Origin of the sequence: Thiohalomonas denitrificans (assembly GCF_016841685.1) — a bacterium.
Classification (GTDB): Bacteria; Pseudomonadota; Gammaproteobacteria; order Thiohalomonadales; family Thiohalomonadaceae; genus Thiohalomonas; species Thiohalomonas denitrificans_A.
The window spans coordinates 44,112-59,490 of record NZ_JAENYR010000008.1; the positions used below are offsets into that span (position 1 = coordinate 44,112).

Sequence of the window (15,379 nt, forward strand, 5' to 3'; positions counted from 1 at the left end):
GTCAGCTTTTACAGTTTTTTCAGGAAAAAGAGACATTACTTCATGGCCAAAACGATAACTACTGTCATCTCCGGGGGTTTGGTGACAGCTCTTCTCTTCGGTGCGTCGGTGAACGCCCAGGACCAGGCGCATCTGCAGGAGCGGGAACGCCTGCTTTCGCTTATCGAAGAGGTTAACGGGGACCCGGAGAAGCGTCGGATTGCGATCCGCGAAGGACATCAGCGCGTCAGCTTTTGCAGTAATTGCCACGGTGACGACGGAAATAGTAAGCGGCCAAAAATCCCCAATCTGGCCGGCCAGAATCCGGCCTACCTGTTGGAGCAGTTCGATCTGTTTGCCGACGGTCGGCGCAAGGATTTCGTGATGCAGACCCTGGCGAAAGAGTTCACGATGGAAGACAAGATCAACATCTCCATCTACTTCTCTAATCAGGACGTTATGCCGGATCAGGAGATCGATCTCCTCAAGGCGCGGCATGGGAAAGAGCTCTTTGAGAGCGTTTGCCAGTTCTGCCACGGTGCGGACGGCAAAGGCGAGGCCGGTTACGCGCGCCTGGCCGGGCAGCAGAAGGAGTTCATGATCATCGCCCTGAAGCGTTATCGGGATAACTCCAAAGCAGAGCTCCGCCCCCAGGAAGTGCGACGCACCGATGTGCGTATGGAGCGGGTGACGCAACATCTAACCGATCAGGAAATAGAGGCGCTGGCCAATTATATCGCTTCTATCGAATGACCCTTGCTATTACCGGAGATCGCCCCACCGATGTTGCATGATGGTGAGGGCGACGACCGAAGCCGTTTCGGTGCGCAGTACCCTGGGGCCTAGCCGGAGTCTCCGGTAGCCTCTGGAAAGGGCGAGGTCCCGCTCGCTTTCGGTCAAACCGCCCTCCGGCCCAATGAGCAGCATGGCCGCGGCCCCGGCCAAGTCAACGTCAAGGCCAGTTTCGGCGCGGTGGTCCAGGATCCAGCAATCGCTCTCTGTCGGTTGCGCCAGCCACTCGTCCAGCGACATGATCGGCTCGACGTCCGGGACCCGATTGCGGCCACACTGCTCACAGGCGGCGACCGCCTGGGACTGCCAGCGCTCCCGGCGTTTTTCCCGACGCTCCCCCTTCAGGTCGACCACGGTGCGCGCGGTCACTACCGGGACGATGAGGGTGACGCCCAGCTCCACGGCCTTCTGAATCGTATAATCCATACGGTCGCCACGCGAGATCCCCTGGACCAGGGTGATGGCGAGCGGAGATTCGGTTCTCTCGTCCCGAAAGGCCCCTACTTCCACGACTGCTCGCCGGCGCTCGGCCTTGATCAAAACGGCATCGAAGGCTCCGCCTGCACCATTGAAAAGGGTGAGCGGTGCCCCGGGTTTGAGGCGCAGGACGCGAACCGCGTGGTTCACCCCATTCCCATCCAGCTCCAGCTGCTGGCCGGTGGCAAGAGGGATCGGTTGATAGATGCGGGGAATTCGCATCGTTCCTCTAATCACGTTGTGCACTTCAGGACGCAGTAAACTCTGCGCCTCTGCAGTGAGTTGGTTACTGTCAGGAAAGCCCCAGGGCTTTCCAGATGGCGGTCGTGGGGCCGGCCTGGTTCATGGTGTAGAAGTGCAGGCCCGGTGCTCCGGCTTCCAGCAGGCGTCGGCACAGTTCAGTGTTGACGTCGTGCCCATAGGCCCGGATCGCCTCCTTGTCTTCGCCCATGCTTCCCAGCCGCCATCGCAACCAGCGCGGTATTTCGGCCCCGCAGGCATCGGAAAAGCGAGCCAACTGCTTGAAATTGATAATGGGCATTATGCCCGGGACGATCGGCAGTTCGAGTCCCCTCTTCTGGCAATCCTCCACGAATCGCAGGTAGGCATCTATGTTGTAGAAGTATTGGGTAATCGCCGCATTGGCGCCGGCCTCGCACTTGCGCTTGAAGTTGGCGAGATCATCATCGGCGCTCTGTGCCTGGGGATGAAATTCGGGGTAGGCGGCAACTTCCAGGTGAAAGCGGTCGCCGGTCTCCTCGCGAATAAATTCCACCAGTTCATTGGCGTACTGAAAGTCGCCCGGCTCGCGCATTCCCGAAGGCATATCCCCTCGCAGCGCCACGATGCGCTTGACTCCCATATCGACATAACCCTGAAGCAGTTCGCGTATGCTTTCGCGAGTCGCCCCGATGCAGGAGAGGTGGGGAGCCGCATCCAGACCACGCCCCATCAGGTCGCGCACCGTTTCAATGGTGCCCTGTTGGGTACTGCCGCCCGCCCCGAAGGTGACCGATACATAACGAGGCTCGAGCACCTTCAGTTCGTCGACCGCATCGGAAAGCTTCGCCTTGCCCTGATCGGTCTTGGGCGGAAAAAATTCAAACGAAAACTGCCTGGGATACTTTTTCTGGGATTCCATGGCTCCAAACCCTCAAGTGATACGTCAGCAGTTGCAAGTAGGGCAAGGAGAGTGGAAGCCGCTCCACCTCCCTGGCCACTCGCTACTCGCTACTTGCTACTCGCCACTTCAATACCGGTAGTGATCCGGTTTGTAGGGACCTTCGGTCGGCACGCCGATGTAGTCCGCCTGTACCTTACTGAGTTCGGTCAGGTGTACGCCGATCCGGTTCAGGTGCAGGCGAGCCACCTTTTCATCCAGGATCTTCGGTAGCACGTAGACCTTTTTCTCGTAGTGGTCGCCCCGGCCAAACAGCTCCATTTGCGCCAGCACCTGATTGGTAAAGGAGGCGGACATGACGAAGCTCGGGTGACCCGTGGCGCAGCCGAGATTCACCAGACGTCCTTCAGCCAGGATGGTGACCTTCTTGCCGTCCGGCTCGTCCGCGGTAGGGGGGAAGATGATGTGGTCGACCTGCGGCTTGATGTTCTCCCACTCGTACTTGCGCACTCCGGCAATGTCGATTTCCGAATCGAAATGGCCGATGTTGCAGACGATGGCCTCGTTTTTCATGGCCGCCATGTGATCGTGGGTGATCACGGCCTCGTTGCCGGTGGCGGTCACGAAGATGTCGCCGTGTGGCGCCGCTTCATCCATGGTCATCACCCGAAAACCTTCCATCGCCGCCTGCAGCGCACAGATGGGATCGATCTCCGTGACCCAAACCGTGGCCCCCAGCCCCCGGAAGGCCTGCGCACAGCCCTTGCCGACATCGCCGTAACCGAGCACCACGCAGGTCTTGCCGGCGATCATGACGTCGGTGGCGCGCTTGATGCCGTCCATCACCGACTCGCGGCAGCCGTAAAGGTTGTCGAACTTGGATTTGGTGACCGAGTCGTTGACGTTCATGGCCGGGAACAGCAGGCTGCCGTCCTTTTCCATGTGATAGAGCCGGTGCACTCCGGTGGTGGTCTCCTCGGTGACGCCGCGAATGCCGGCGGCCATCTCGGTCCATTTGTTGGTGCTGTTGGCAAAGTGGCGCTTGAGGACGCCCAGAACGGCGGTGTACTCCTCGTTGTCACCGGCCTGGGGCTCGGGCACCGCGCCCGCCTTTTCGAACTCGACGCCCTTGTGCAGCAGCAGGGTGGCATCGCCGCCGTCATCGAGGATCATGTTGGGTCCTTTGCCGTCGGGCCAGGCAAGCGCCTGTTCCGTGCACCACCAGTACTCCTCGATGGTTTCACCTTTCCAGGCGTAGACAGGGATGCCCTCGGCAGCGATAGCGGCAGCGGCGTGATCCTGGGTAGAGAAAATGTTGCAGGAGGCCCAGCGGACCTCGGCTCCCAACTCCACCAGGGTCTCGATGAGCACCGCCGTCTGGATGGTCATGTGCAGGGATCCGGTGACGCGTGCGCCCTTGAGCGGCTTGGCGGCACCGTACTCCTCGCGCAGCGCCATCAGACCCGGCATCTCGGTCTCGGCAATGGCGATCTCCTTGCGGCCCCAATCGGCCAGGGAGATATCGGCAACTCTATAATCCGAGAACTCGGAAGGAACAGCGTTCATGAAGCAAGCTCCATCGATTCGCTGAGCGCCGTTGTTCCAGGAAAACCGCGAAACCCTGAGCCTGACGGGAAACCGCTGCAGCGCTCCTCAGGGTTACGGTGAATAGTTGCGAGTTGCGAGTTGCGAGTGGCTAGCTGCTAGCCAGGAGAGGCAGTTCCACGCCCAGGTGGCAGTCGCCGCCTCGCCACTAGCCACTAGCCACTAGCTACTAGCTACTAGCTACTGATTTAGAATCCGGCTGCTTCGCGGAGGGCGTCGGCCTTGTCGGTCCGTTCCCAGGTGAACTCCTCTTCTTCACGGCCGAAGTGGCCGTAAGCGGCCGTCTTGGCGTAAATGGGGCGCAGCAGATCGAGCATTGCCACCATGCCGCGTGGACGCAGATCGAAGAACTCGCGCACCAGGTTGACCAGGCGTTCATGGGTGACCTTTCCGGTGCCGAAGGTCTCTACGGAAATCGAGGTGGGCTCCGCCACGCCGATGGCGTAAGAGACCTGGACCTCGCAGCGGTCGGCCAGACCGGCGGCTACCATGTTCTTGGCGACATAGCGGCAGGCATAAGCGGCGGAACGGTCCACCTTCGACGGATCCTTGCCCGAAAAGGCACCGCCGCCATGGCGGGCCATACCACCGTAGGTGTCGACGATGATCTTGCGTCCGGTGAGGCCGCAGTCCCCCATTGGGCCGCCGACCACAAAACGGCCGGTGGGGTTGATATAGAAGCGGGTATTCTTGTCGAGCCACTCCTTTGGGAGCGTGGGCAGGATGATTTCGTCCATCACTGCTTCGTGGACGGTTTTCTCGGCGATGTCCGCGCTGTGCTGCGTTGACAGGACCACCGCATCGATACCCACCGGCTTGCCGTCCTCGTAGCGGAAGGTGACCTGGCTCTTGGCATCGGGGCGCAGCCACGGCAGGGTGCCGTTCTTGCGGATCTCCGACTGGCGTTTGACCAGCCGGTGCGCGAAGGTGATGGGTGCCGGCATCAGTACGTCGGTCTCGTTGGTTGCATAACCGAACATCAGTCCCTGGTCGCCAGCGCCCTGTTCACGAGCCTCAGTCTCGTCCACGCCCATGGCGATGTCCGGCGACTGTTTGCCTACCGCATTCAGGACGGCACTGGATTCCCAGTCGAAACCCATCTCGGAGCTGTTGTAGCCCACTTCCCGAACCGTATTACGTGCCACTTGTTCGAAATCCACCACCGCATGGGTGGTGATCTCACCGGCCACAAGCACCATCCCGGTCTTTACCAATGTTTCGCAAGCGACACGTGCCTGGCGATCTTGCGCCAGGATGGCGTCAAGTACGGCGTCAGAAATCTGGTCCGCAATCTTGTCCGGATGTCCCTCGGATACCGATTCGGAGGTAAACAGATGCCGGTTCGACATGGGCTTTCCTCAATGCTCTAATTAGGTGAGTTCAGATGGATGCGCGGATCTTACACGACCATCAACGCAAATGCCCATCACCGGCATGACAATGAACCGGCAAAAGTTTTCGTCGTCAGTAGCCCCACGTGTCTTTGAGGAGTTCAGCCTGTCCCTGGTAATCCGCAGGGTCGGCGGGTTCGAAGGTGTCGATATTCAAAGACTCCAGCGCGTCACGACCGTCTTCACTGTCGCCGGCACTGAGCAGTGCCTGACGAAGTGCATTGGCCAGTGCATTATCCACATCCGGACCGACCGAGACGGCGGGTGAGGGCACCTGGGTGGTCGTGGTCACGGTGTTCAGTGAGGGGAAGCTTCCCACCATTCCCGCGGGGATAATGGCACCTGCGGTCTTTCCCTCGACCGTCATGCGGGCAGCGGTCAACGAGTCTTCTGTCTCGACAATCCGGGGTTGACGAAGGGGATGGGGGTAAAGTTGGGACAGGCGTAAGGCACCCAGGGCCGGCGACGGTGTGGTGGCAATACGCTTACCCACCAAATCGGCAGGTTCCAGGATGAAGGAATCCGGGTTGGCCACCAGCGTATAGCTTACCGCAGCCGGAAACTTGGCCAGTATGCGGTATCCCATTTTCTGGACGCGGTAATCCGTGAAATGTGGGCCATCGAGGATAATATCGTACTCCCCGCGTTTGAGCATCTGCCAATAGGAGAGGAAATTGCGGTTAACCACCAGTTCCAGGTCACGTCCGGTGGTTCTCTCGAGGTAATTCAAGAGCGGCTGATAGGCCGTTCGGGTCTGTTCGGCCGGGAGCACCGGGTGTACCGCAAAGGTGAGTTTGGCAGCGCTTGCCGGCAGACCTATTGTGAACAGCGCCAGGAATGTCAGTGCCCGAAAGCTTGGATCGGCACCCGCAATCCTGGGGGTCGATGAATATCCCATTTGTTTTCCCCACCTTTTTATCGTTGTCTGAAACGCCTGATGGCCGGGGCCGCTTCGGCGGGGCTTATCGAAACGGTATTCCGATTGAGTGTATTTGCCGGTCGCCGATCGATCAAGAAAGGGCTTTTCATTTCCGGTCCCTTGGCTATTCTTTAGTTAGTTTGGTTAGGTTCCCGATGGAGCCGGGAAATCGCTGTTGTGCCATAAATATCCTTTGTGGATATATAAGTAACTGATTTAAAAGCATTGTGTGAGGCTTTTGTTCTCTCGCCTATTGCCCCGGGGCTGTGAATCGGTGACAATCGCCGGTCCGGTTTACATCCTTGTCCGGGCCGCGCGAATCTGTTTGGCTTTCTATCCCCTCCAGGCGCCGGCTACAGCGGGCCAAGAATGAAGGCAACCGCCTGCCGCAGGCGGGATAAACTGCCGAACGAACAAGAACATCCGTGGTGCGCCGGGCGTGCCGCGATTACTTCAGCTTCGCAATACGTTTTAGGAGTACGCACATGCCAAGCCGCAAAGACTTAGCGAATGCTATCCGTGCATTGAGTATGGATGCTGTACAGAAGGCCAAATCCGGTCACCCGGGCGCCCCCATGGGGATGGCGGATATCGCCGAGGTCCTCTGGAACGGCCATCTCAAGCACAACCCCACCAATCCCGAGTGGCACGACCGTGACCGTTTTGTTCTCTCTAATGGCCACGGCTCCATGCTGATCTATTCGCTCCTGCACCTGACCGGTTATGACCTGTCGATGGAGGATCTGAAAAACTTCCGTCAGCTGCACTCCAAGACCCCGGGTCATCCCGAGTACGGCTACGCGCCCGGCATCGAGACCACCACCGGACCGTTGGGGCAGGGCGTCACCAACGCCGTCGGCATGGCGCTGGCCGAACGTACCCTCGGTGCCCAGTTCAATCGCGGCACTCACAAGATCGTCGACCATTATACCTACACCTTCATGGGTGACGGCTGCATGATGGAGGGGATCTCCCACGAGTCCTGCGCCCTCGCCGGCACCTGGGGGCTGGGCAAGCTGATAGCGTTCTGGGATGACAACGGCATCTCCATCGACGGCCACGTTGAAAACTGGTTTACCGATGACACGCCCAAGCGGTTTGAAGCCTACGGCTGGCATGTGGTTCGTGACGTTGACGGCCATGATACCGCTGCCATCGACAAGGCGATTCACGAAGCCAAGTCGGTCAATGACAAGCCGACGCTGATCTGCTGCAAGACCGTCATCGGGTACGGTGCGCCGAACCTCTGCGGCAGCCATGACTGTCACGGCGCCCCATTGGGTGATGATGAAATTCAGGCCACCCGCGAAAACCTCGGCTGGAAATACGGGCCTTTCGAGGTGCCGGATGACGTCTACGCCGGTTGGGATGCAAAGCAGAAAGGCGCCTCCGCCGAGTCTCATTGGCAGGAGAAGTTCGACGCCTACAAGAAAGAGTTCCCTGAGCTGGCGGACGAATTCGAGCGCCGCATGAAGGGCGAACTTCCGGCGAACTGGAAAGAGACCGTCAACGGCTGGATCCAGACCGCCAACGAAAAGGCCGAGAAGGTCGCCTCCCGCAAGGCCTCAGGCAACACCATTGCCGCCTTCGCCAAGGCACTGCCGGAACTGCTCGGCGGCTCCGCCGACCTGACGCCGTCCAACAATACCTCCTGGCCGGAAGCCACTGCGATTACCCGCACCGTGGCCGACGGCAACTACATCTCCTACGGCGTGCGTGAGTTCGGCATGTCCGCCATCCTCAACGGCGTCGCCCTGCACGGCGGCTTTGTAGCGTTCGGCGGCACCTTCCTGATGTTCTCGGAATACGCCCGCAACGCCCTGCGCATGGCGGCGCTGATGAAGCAGCGTTCGATCTTTGTCTATACCCACGACTCCATCGGTCTGGGCGAAGACGGTCCCACCCACCAGCCGGTGGAGCAGATTGCGACCCTGCGCCTCATCCCCAACATGACCCTGTGGCGTCCCTGCGATCAGGTTGAAACCGCTATCGCCTGGCAGTCGGCGGTCGAGCGGATGGATGGCCCCTCCTGCCTGATCTTCTCGCGCCAGGGTCTTCCGCACATGGAACGCTCCAGCGCGCAAATCGCCGATGTCGCCAAGGGCGGCTATGTCCTGCGCGATTGCGAAGGGACACCGGAGGCCATCATTATCGCGACCGGTTCCGAAGTCGAACTGGCGGTGCAGGCCTTTGACGAGTTGTCCGGCAAAGGCAAGAAGGTGCGTGTGGTCTCCATGCCCTCCACCAACCTCTTCGATTCCCAGGACCCGGCCTATCGCGAGTCGGTACTGCCCGCTGCCGTCACCGCCCGCGTGGCCGTCGAGGCCGGCGTCACCGACTTCTGGCGCAAGTATGTGGGCCTGAATGGTGATGTCATCGGCGTCGATCGCTTCGGCGAGTCCGCACCGGCCGACCAACTCTTCAAGGAGTTCGGTGTAACGGCGGAGAACGTGGTTAAGGCCGTCGAAAACGTGCTCTAAAGCTGTTTTCGGTTCGGGGAGGTCACCTCCCCGTGGCTCGTCTTGTTTTAAACGTACTTAGGGAGAACAACAATGGCTGTTAAAGTCGGTATCAATGGTTTTGGCCGTATCGGGCGCATGGTTTTCCGCGCTGTGGCGAAAGAATTCAGTGACGACCTCGAGATCGTCGGCATCAATGACCTGCTCGACCCGGAGTACCTGGCCTACATGCTCAAGTATGACTCGGTGCATGGTCGCTTCGAGGGCGATGTGGCCGTCGATGGCAACAACCTCGTGGTCAATGGCAAAAAAATCCGCCTGACGGCAGAAAAAGACCCGGCCAGCCTGAAGTGGAATGAAATCGGCGCCGAGCTGGTAATCGAGTCCACCGGTCTGTTCCTGACCGAAGAAACCTGCCAGAAACACATCCAGGCGGGTGCCAAGAAGGTGGTCCAGAGCGCGCCCTCCAAGGACGCCACCCCGATGTTCGTCTACGGCGTCAATCACAAGGAGTATGCCGGTCAGGCAATCGTCTCCGCCGCCTCCTGCACCACCAACTGCCTCGCCCCGGTCGCCAAGATCCTGAACGACAAGTGGGGCATCAAGCGCGGCCTGATGACCACCGTTCACGCTGCCACCGCGACCCAGAAGACCGTCGACGGTCCCTCCATGAAGGATTGGCGCGGCGGCCGCGGTATCCTGGAAAATATCATCCCCTCCTCCACCGGCGCCGCCAAGGCTGTCGGCAAGGTGCTGCCCGAGTTGAACGGCAAACTCACCGGGATGGCCTTCCGCGTCCCGACCTCCGATGTCTCCGTGGTCGATCTGACGGTTGAGTTGAACAGCGACGCCGACTATAACGACATCTGTGCTGCCATGAAGGCCGCCTCCGAAGGCGAAATGAAAGGCGTGCTCGGCTACACCGACGAGAAGGTCGTCTCCACCGACTTCCGCGGCATGAGCGCTCCCTCCGTATTCGATTCCGGCGCCGGCATCGCCCTCGACGGCACCTTCGTCAAAGTCGTCGCGTGGTACGACAACGAGTACGGCTACACCTGCAACATGCTGCGCTTCGCCAGGCACGTTGCAGCTAGCTGAGTGGCTAGTAGCTAGTGGCTAGTGGCTAGTAGCGAGGATGTGCCGGCGGCATCGCCGCCGGCACTCCTTTCCTGGCAACTCGTCACTCGCAACTAGCAACTGAACAGAGAGTCATCCACCAAGGCGCCCCTTGGCCGATGATTTTTCCGTAATACCTCAGGGAGCACTAATAATGGCTTTTATCAAGCTGACCGATTTGGACCTGGCCGGCAAGCGGGTGCTGATTCGCGCGGACCTCAATGTCCCGGTGAAGAATGGTAAGGTGACCTCCGATGCCCGCATTTCCGCCTCCATGCCTACTATCGAGCACTGCATCAACGCCGGTGCCAAGGTGATGGTGATGTCTCACCGCGGCCGTCCCGAAGAGGGTGTGGTGGATGTGGAGAACTCCATGCAGCCGATTGCCGACGACCTGTCGGAGAAGCTCGGCAAGCCGGTGGCGCTGATCAAGGATTATCTGGAAAACGCACCTGAAATCGCCGACGGCACGGTCGTGCTGCTCGAGAACGTGCGCTTTAACCGGGGCGAGAAAAAAGACGACGAAGCGCTGGCGAAAAAATATGCCGCGCTGTGCGATGTCTATGTGATGGATGCCTTTGGTACCGCACATCGCGCGCAGGCCTCCACCCACGGGGTTGGCAAGTTCGCCCCGACTGCCTGTGCCGGCCTGCTCCTGAGCAAGGAGTTGGAAGCGCTGGGCAAGGCACTGAAGGAGCCGAAGCGGCCGATGTCGGCGATTGTGGGTGGCTCCAAGGTCTCCACCAAGCTGACGGTTCTCGAGTCCCTCTCCAAAATCGTCGATCAGTTGATCGTCGGCGGAGGGATTGCCAATACCTTTATCGCCGCGGCCGGGCACAACGTTGGAAAATCTCTCTACGAGAAAGACCTGGTGGCCGAGGCGAAGCGCCTGATGGAGGCGGCCAAGGCGAAAGGTAGCGAGATCCCGGTTCCGGTGGATGTGGTGGTCGGAAAAGAGTTCTCCGAAACTGCCGAGGCGATCACCAAGAAGGTGGATGAGGTTGCCGACGACGACATGATCTTCGATATCGGGCCGGAAACTGCCAGACAATACGCGGAGATGATGAAGCAAGCCGGAACCGTCATCTGGAACGGCCCGGTCGGTGTTTTCGAGTTCGACCAGTTCGGTGGGGGAACCAAGGCACTGGGCACGGCCATTGCCGAATCCGATGCCTTTTCCATCGCCGGCGGCGGCGATACCATCGCGGCCATCCAGAAATACGGAATTTATGATCAGGTGTCCTACATATCAACTGCCGGTGGCGCGTTTCTCGAATATCTCGAAGGCAAGGCTCTGCCGGCCGTGGCGATGCTCGAGGCGCGGGCGAGCGAGTAGATTAAAGGACACGATGGGGCGCATCTGGCGGGTGTGCCCGCGCTCCATCAAGTACACTAGGACCCGTGAGATTCTGAATGCCGGGGCGAGCGGTGCATAGCATGCGGCCAGTTCGTGGCATGCCGGGTCTGACAGGCCCTGGAAGCGGCCCAAGAGCCGTGGCGGGTGCGGCCCGTCATGACGTGCGCTTCGGCGCAACGTCGACAGGAATGGAAAATTGGCGAACAGTGGCGGTGGTGCCCTGACCAGGCCAGGGTAGGCAGGCGTAGGAGACCCGGTTGCGAAAGCATCGGGCCCAGGCGCACCCGGACCAGTGAGCAGTGCCGCTCGAAGACAAAAAATTTATGCAAAGACGTACCAAGATCGTTGCGACCCTGGGTCCGGCGACGGACGACCCCAAGATCCTCGACAAGATTATCGAGGCGGGCGTCGACGTGGTCCGAATCAACTTTTCACACGGTACCCCGGAAGAGCATCTGGAACGGGCCGAGCGGCTCCGTAACCGTGCCCGTGCTCATGGCCGGCAGGTCGGTGTCCTGGCTGATCTGCAGGGACCGAAAATCCGCATTGACCAGTTTAAAAATAGCCAGGTTTCGCTTACTGAAGGCGATACCTTCATTCTCGATGCCGCCTGCGGTCCGAACGATGGCGACCAGGAACGCGTCGGTATTACCTACAAGCAGTTGCCCGAAGACCTCAGCCGGGGCGATACGCTGCTGCTCGACGATGGGCGGATAGTACTCTGGGTGGACCAGGTCGAGGGCCAGCAAATCATTTGCCGGGTCGTGGTAGGTGGAGACCTGAAGGATCGAAAAGGGATCAACCGCCAGGGCGGCGGCCTTTCTGCGCCGGCGCTGACCGAAAAGGATCGACACGATATCAAGCTTGCAGCGCGCATGCAGGCGGATTATCTGGCGGTCTCGTTTCCGCGCACCGCCGACGACATCGATCAGGCCCGGGCGTTGCTGTATGCCGCCGGCGGGCGTGGTGGTCTGGTTGCCAAGATTGAACGCGCCGAGGCGTTGGACGTGGTGGACGAAATCATCGCTGCCTCCGATGCCATCATGATTGCCCGTGGTGATTTGGGGGTGGAGATCGGCGATGCAGCCTTGCCGCCGGTGCAGAAGCGGCTTATCACCCGGGCCCGCGATATGAATCGTGTGGTGATCACTGCGACTCAGATGATGGAGTCGATGATCGAAAACCAGATCCCCACGCGGGCCGAGGTTTTCGATGTGGCGAACTCGGTACTGGATGGTACCGATGCGGTCATGCTTTCGGCCGAAACGGCGGCGGGCAAGTATCCGGACAAGGCGATCGCCGCCATGGATCGGGTTTGTCGCGAAGCCGAAAAACAGCGTGAGGCCACCACCTCCGCGCACCGCATTCACAGTGAATTCACCCATATCGATGAAGCCATTGCCATGGCCTCGATGTATACGGCCAATCACCTGAACGTGAAGGCCATCGCCTCTCTGACGGAATCGGGTTCCACTCCCCTGTGGATGTCGCGGATCAGTTCCGGCATTCCCATTTATGCGATGACGCGGCATGTGGATACCCGTCGCAAGGTGACCCTGTTCCGCGGCGTCTACCCGGTGAGTTTTGACGTGACCACGGCCGACCATGTGCAGGTCAACCGGGAAGCCATCGACGAGTTACTGCGCCGGGGCGCCGTGCGCGACGGTGATCTGGTGATTATCACCAAGGGTGACCTGATGGGGGTCCATGGCGGAACCAATGCCATCAAGATCGTCAAGGTCGGTGAACTGGTTTGAATGAGTGATCGGGCGAACGCATGCTCGTTTGTCTCTGCATGCGAAGGTCCCGATCAGTTTTAGTGGCGGGGCACGCTACATTAGGGATCAACTACGATCGATGAATCCCCCGGTGTCCCGAAGGTCTGTTTGATTATCTGAAACCCGAGAACTTCAAGGAGCTTGAAAATGGCCCTGACTTCTATGCGCCAACTTCTGGATCACGCCGCCGAACATGGCTATGGTCTACCCGCTTTCAACGTCAACAATATGGAGCAGGTAAAGGCCATTATGGAGGCTGCCGACGCGACCGACAGCCCGGTCATCCTGCAGGGCTCCGCCGGTGCCCGTAAATATGCGGGCGAGCCTTTCCTGCGCCACCTGATCGAAGCGGCTGCCGAGGCTTATCCACACATTCCCATCGCCATGCACCAGGACCACGGCGCCAGCCCGGCGGTCTGTGCCCGTGCCATCCAGTCCGGCTTCACCTCCGTGATGATGGACGGCTCCCTGCATGAAGACGGCAAAATCCCGGCTTCATACGACTACAACGCCGATGTGACGCGGAAGGTTGTCGAGATCGCTCATGCCTGCGGCGTCTCTGTCGAGGGCGAATTGGGTTGCCTGGGTTCACTGGAAACCGGTGAGGCCGGTGAAGAGGACGGCGTCGGTGCGGAAGGCAAGCTGTCTGAAGATCAGCTGCTGACCCACCCCGATGAGGCGGCTGATTTCGTGAAGGCGACCGGCGTTGATGCCCTGGCTATCGCCATCGGCACGTCTCATGGTGCCTACAAGTTCACCCAGGCACCGACCGGCAAGGTCCTGCGTATCGATCGCGTGAAGGAGATCCACGAGCGCATTCCGACTGTCCACCTGGTCATGCACGGTTCCTCTTCGGTGCCCCAGGAGTGGCTCGAGATTATCAATAACTACGGCGGTGACATGGGCCAGACCTACGGCGTGCCGGTCGATGAAATCGTGCAGGGCATCAAGCATGGGGTTCGAAAGGTCAATATCGATACCGACCTGCGCATGGCATCCACCGGCGCCACCCGCAAACACCTGAGCGAGAACACCGCCAACTTCGACCCGCGCAAATACTATAAAGCGGCCGAAGATGCGATGAAGCAGATCTGCAAGGACCGCTACGAAGCGTTTGGTGCAGCTGGGCAGGCCTCCAAAATCAAGACGGTCTCCCTGGAAGGCATGATGGCCCGCTATGCCGCCGGCGAGTTGGCCCCGAAGGTCAAATAGTCCGGTTTTTGAGCCGGAAGGGAAAGGGCGGCTTCGGTCGCCCTTTTTCGTTTCGGCCCTCTGTGGCTAAAAACCAGGAAAAACCGTACCCCCTGGTTAGCTGCTCTCAGGCGCGCCGTCGCGCGCGAGATTGCCTGGTATTCGCCGGCGGGAACTCCACATCACTACGCTGTCGGCCGAGCAGGTGCGCTGCCTCGGTCAGCAAAAAGGTCTTGAAGGATTCGGATACCGAAGAGAGCCGTTTGCCGCGCCGGTAGACCACGTACCAGTGACGCAGGATCGGGAATTCCTGGACATCCAGAATCACCAGCCGGCCGAGTTCGAGCTCCATCTGGACGGTGTCTCGCGATAACAGTCCGAGGCCCAATCCGGCCTGTACACTCTGCTTGATGGCCTCATTGCTGCCGACCTCCATGCCGGTTGTAATGCGGATGTTGTATTCATTGAAGAAGCGCTCCATGGCCATGCGCGTCCCTGAGCCGGGCTCACGCACCAGGAAGGTCTCCTTCTCCAGTCGCGACAGCGGGATCTGCTGCTGTCCGGCCAGAGGATGGTCCGGGGGCGCGACAATCACCAGGGGATTTTCCATAATCGCCGACGCCTCCAGGTCCATCTCGGCGGGGGGTTGGCCCATGATCACCATATCGACATCATTGTCCGCCAGTTGTCTAAGCAGCTCCTCGCGATTGGTGATGTCCAGGCTCACCGTGACGTCCGGAAAACGTCTGCAAAACGTCCCCAGCAGGGTCGGGACAAAATAGTTGGCGGTGCTGGCGACCGCTATCCGCAGGCGCCCGTGACCCACACCCCTGAGGTTCTGCAAAACGGTCTGCAGCTCATCAAGCTGTTGCGTAATCAGGCGGCTGTACTGATACACCTCCTCGCCGGCCTCGGTCAGATAGATCTTTTTGCCAAGCTGTTCGAAGAGTGATCCCTCCAGCTGAGTTTCCAGCTGCTTGACCTGCATTGAGACCGCCGGCTGGGTCAGGCACAGCTCCTCGGCGGCCCGGGTGAAGCTAAGATTTCGGGCAACGGCGGCGAAAACCTTCAGCTGTCGGAGTGTAATGTTCATACCAATATAACTATTGCCTGATCTTCAGATACTGAAGTATAGAGGAAATGTTATCTGAATCGGAGAGCTTGTCGGTATTTGACGCAGTTGTCAGTCGGAAAA

At 59.7% G+C, this 15,379-nt stretch carries 12 protein-coding genes and 1 riboswitch; of the genes, 6 read left to right on the forward strand and 6 right to left on the reverse strand.

From position 1 onward, the window contains the following. Positions 1-42: 42 nt before the first annotated feature. A complete protein-coding gene (locus Q7L05_RS02905) occupies positions 43-732 on the forward strand; it encodes a c-type cytochrome (protein WP_303901658.1) in 690 nt (229 codons plus the stop codon). A gap of 9 nt (positions 733-741) precedes the next feature. On the opposite strand, the gene Q7L05_RS02910 is transcribed toward Q7L05_RS02905, so the two are convergent. The 5 genes from Q7L05_RS02910 to Q7L05_RS02930 all read right to left on the reverse strand — a co-directional run bounded on the left by Q7L05_RS02910 (position 742) and on the right by Q7L05_RS02930 (position 6,262). After that, complete coding sequence (locus tag Q7L05_RS02910) at positions 742-1,470, reverse strand: 16S rRNA (uracil(1498)-N(3))-methyltransferase (protein WP_303901660.1); 729 nt, start codon at positions 1,468-1,470, stop codon at positions 742-744. Between the two features lie 70 nt (positions 1,471-1,540). Continuing rightward, positions 1,541-2,389, reverse strand: a complete 849-nt coding sequence (gene metF / locus Q7L05_RS02915; RefSeq protein ID WP_303901663.1) for a methylenetetrahydrofolate reductase [NAD(P)H] — start codon at positions 2,387-2,389, stop codon at positions 1,541-1,543. 108 nt (positions 2,390-2,497) lie between these two features. Beyond that, positions 2,498-3,934 carry an adenosylhomocysteinase gene (gene ahcY, locus Q7L05_RS02920; protein ID WP_303901666.1) on the reverse strand — a complete coding sequence of 479 codons (1,437 nt, stop codon included), beginning with the start codon at positions 3,932-3,934 and terminating at the stop codon, positions 2,498-2,500. A gap of 16 nt (positions 3,935-3,950) precedes the next feature. Then, a riboswitch (S-adenosyl-L-homocysteine riboswitch) is annotated at positions 3,951-4,029 on the reverse strand. A 132-nt stretch (positions 4,030-4,161) separates the two neighbouring features. Further along, positions 4,162-5,322, reverse strand: coding sequence for a methionine adenosyltransferase (gene metK, locus Q7L05_RS02925; protein WP_303901669.1), 1,161 nt, complete (start codon positions 5,320-5,322; stop codon positions 4,162-4,164). A gap of 115 nt (positions 5,323-5,437) precedes the next feature. Further along, a complete protein-coding gene (locus tag Q7L05_RS02930; RefSeq protein ID WP_303901673.1) occupies positions 5,438-6,262 on the reverse strand; it encodes a phosphate/phosphite/phosphonate ABC transporter substrate-binding protein in 825 nt (274 codons plus the stop codon). Between the two features lie 506 nt (positions 6,263-6,768). On the opposite strand from Q7L05_RS02930, the gene tkt reads away from it, so the two are divergent. The 5 genes from tkt to fba all read left to right on the forward strand — a co-directional run bounded on the left by tkt (position 6,769) and on the right by fba (position 14,205). After that, positions 6,769-8,763, forward strand: a complete 1,995-nt coding sequence (tkt, locus tag Q7L05_RS02935) for a transketolase (RefSeq protein WP_303901676.1) — start codon at positions 6,769-6,771, stop codon at positions 8,761-8,763. Positions 8,764-8,835: 72 nt separating this feature from the next. Then, positions 8,836-9,840, forward strand: a complete 1,005-nt coding sequence (gap, locus tag Q7L05_RS02940; RefSeq protein ID WP_303901678.1) for a type I glyceraldehyde-3-phosphate dehydrogenase — start codon at positions 8,836-8,838, stop codon at positions 9,838-9,840. A gap of 172 nt (positions 9,841-10,012) precedes the next feature. Continuing rightward, on the forward strand, positions 10,013-11,194 hold the full coding sequence (locus Q7L05_RS02945; protein ID WP_303901681.1) for a phosphoglycerate kinase: 1,182 nt from the start codon (positions 10,013-10,015) through the stop codon (positions 11,192-11,194). 344 nt (positions 11,195-11,538) lie between these two features. Further along, positions 11,539-12,972: a pyruvate kinase gene (gene pyk / locus Q7L05_RS02950; RefSeq protein ID WP_303901684.1), complete on the forward strand. Its 1,434-nt coding sequence runs from the start codon at positions 11,539-11,541 to the stop codon at positions 12,970-12,972. Positions 12,973-13,140: 168 nt separating this feature from the next. After that, a complete protein-coding gene (gene fba / locus Q7L05_RS02955; RefSeq protein WP_303901686.1) occupies positions 13,141-14,205 on the forward strand; it encodes a class II fructose-bisphosphate aldolase in 1,065 nt (354 codons plus the stop codon). Positions 14,206-14,311: 106 nt separating this feature from the next. Here the strand turns inward: fba and Q7L05_RS02960 are convergent, their stop codons facing one another. Next, positions 14,312-15,277 (reverse strand): LysR family transcriptional regulator, encoded by a 966-nt coding sequence (locus Q7L05_RS02960; RefSeq protein WP_303901689.1) that lies wholly within the window; start codon positions 15,275-15,277, stop codon positions 14,312-14,314. Positions 15,278-15,379: the final 102 nt, after the last annotated feature.